The organism is Planomonospora algeriensis, assembly GCF_977012225.1.
Genome location: NZ_CDRNDK010000684.1, coordinates 1 through 2,498 on the forward strand (window position 1 = coordinate 1; position 2,498 = coordinate 2,498).

Here is a 2,498-nt window from a genome sequence, read left to right on the forward strand (position 1 = left end):
CCGGCCTCGTCCGGCGGCCTCCCGCGTCTCCCGCTGCGAGGGCGCCCGCACGAGCGCTTCCGCCGACGCCCCGCCCTCCGCCGGGGAGACCGCTCCGCCCAGCGCCCAGTCGTGGGTCCCCCGGTCGAGCTCGCTGCGCTCCTCCTCGCCCAGCGACGGGACCGTCCCGCCCCGCTGCGGCTTGCTGAAGCTCCCCAGACCCCAGCGGAGGTCGTGCCCGAGCGAGCCGGCCTCCACCTCCGCCATGAACCGGCGCTCCCCCTGGTGGACGAACTCCCGGATGCGCAACCGCCCGTGGACGACGATCGGCTGGCCCACGTGGACCGACTGCGCGACGTTGTCAGCCAGCCCCCGAAAGCACCGGACCCCGAAATACGTCGTCTCGCCGTTGCGCCACTGCTGGTTCTCCCGGTCGAAGTAGCGGTTCGTCGAGGCCACCTTGAGCGAGGTGACCCGCGAGCCGTCCGGGAAGGTGTGCTGGCGCGGCGGGGCTGCGACGTTACCGGTGAGCGTGACGTGGATGTCGTTCATCGTGCCTCCCATGAGAGCGGGCGGGCTGCCCGCGGCATGGAAGACACGATGGCCCGCGCCACCTGGAACGCGGGCCGCGGCCGAGCGCGCTGTGGATGACCGGCCGCGCCCCGGGCGCGGCTGTGGACAACCGACGGCACCGGGCGGCCTCCGGGACCGGGACTCCGCGGAACCCGGTGACCGGACGCCCGCGGAACCCGGCGATCACCCGGACGGCCGGACAGCCGTGTACGGCGCGCAGGGCCGTCCGGGGTCAGCCGCGTACGGCGCGCAGGGCGGCGTAGAACTCGTTGTACCGGGCCAGTTCGCGCTCCACCGGTTCGATCACCATGCTCTCGGCCAGCGCCGCGACCCTGCGGCGCATCTCGCGTTCCAGCCTCTCCCGCTCGCCCGCCGCGCCCAGCACCACGAAGTTCCGGCTGGCCACAGCCGTGAGCAGGCCCAGCCCGAGAACGGAGAGCAGCATCAGGACGACCCACGGCAGCGCTGCGGCGTCGCCGAAGAACGCCAGGCCCTCCGGGATCTCCCCCACCTCGAACACCCCGTAGGCCAGGGCCGTGCCGACCCAGGCGACACCCGCGACGAAGAGCACGACCAGCGTGTACTGCCAGACGAGCAGGGCCCGCCACCAGGCGGGCACCCGGTCCAGGCGGGGGGCGATCTCGGTCAGCTCCTCCGACAGCACCTTCGGCAACTGCGCCGAGCGGGAGCGCGCGGCGTCCCGGACCGCGTTCCGCCAGGCCTCGTGCATGCCCGTGGTGAGGCCGTCCGACAGGGCCTGCACCGCGTTGTCCACCTCCGCGGGCTGCGCGCTCACCGCACCGCCGCTCAGACCCCGGATCTCGTCTCTGAGGTCGCCCAGGCGCAGGCTGTCGAGCGGGTCGGGCCGGAGCTTCGCGATCCAGCGGGCGTACGGCCAGCCGACCCATTCGGCCGACCGCACGCCGTACACGTTCTCCATCGCCTCGCCGACGGCCGGCACGCCGACCGCGTCGCAGAGCGCGTCGGTCAGCCCGATCCGGCGGGCGTCGTCGACGGAGGCGGGCGAGGACGGAGCGCCTTGGGCGGGCATCGCCTTCGCCAGGCGCCGGACCAGCCGGTCGAGGTCGGCCTCCAGCCGCTGGATCGCGGCCCGGCGCCGGACCACGGCGTCGGAGAGGACGGCCTTGAGGTTGTCGACGCCCCTGCCCGTGGTCGCGGAGGTCGTCACGATGACGGGGTCCTCGACCCCTTCACGACGGAGCAGCTCCTCCAGGTCGGCGACGCACTCGGCCAGTTCCTCGGGGCTCAGCCGGTCGACCTGGTTCAGCACGAAGACCGTCACCGCGTCGTGCCCGGCCAGTTCGGTCACGTAACGGCGGTGGGTGGACGCGTCGGCGTACTTCTGCGGGTCCAGCACCCAGACGACGAGGTCGGCGACCTGGATCAGCCGGTCGGCCTCGGTGTCGGTGAGCGCCCGGATGGAGTCGTGGTCGGGCAGGTCGAGCAGGACCAGGCCGTGCAGCCCGCTCTCGCCCTTGTCGAGGGCGCTGGCCCTGGCGAAGCGGTGCCGCCACTGGATCTGCAGCCAGTCGAGCAGCGGTCCGGCGCCCTCCAGCCCCCAGACGCACGCGTGGGTACGCGCCGTGGTGGGCCGGCGCACGCCGGTGGGCGACAGTTCCAGTCCGGAGACCGCGTTGAACAGCGACGACTTGCCGCTGCCGGTGCCCCCGGCGAGGGCGACCACAGTGTGGTCGGAGGAGAGCTTGAGGCGGTCACCGGCGCGCAGCAGCAGCTGCCCCGCCTCCGTGAGGACCTTGGGGTCGACTCTGCCCGGCCCCAGCTCCACGATCCGGGCGATCGCGGCGAGCCGGCCGCCGAGTCCCTGGCGCGTCTGGGCGGTGCCGATGGTGCTGGTCATCGTCACTGCCGCCCTTCGTTCGCGGTACGGCCGGCGGCCCGCGCGGGAGCCGCCGACCGGGCGGACG

General features: G+C 73.9%; 2 protein-coding genes. Both read right to left on the bottom strand.

Annotated elements, in window-relative coordinates:
* Positions 1-531 (bottom strand): single-stranded DNA-binding protein (locus tag ACWJ6R_RS34470; protein WP_449066226.1); only part of this gene is annotated, 531 nt, incomplete at its 3' end.
* A 253-nt stretch (positions 532-784) separates the two neighbouring features.
* Positions 785-2,431 (bottom strand): YfjP family GTPase, encoded by a 1,647-nt coding sequence (locus tag ACWJ6R_RS34475; RefSeq protein ID WP_449066227.1) that lies wholly within the window; start codon positions 2,429-2,431, stop codon positions 785-787.
* Positions 2,432-2,498: the final 67 nt, after the last annotated feature.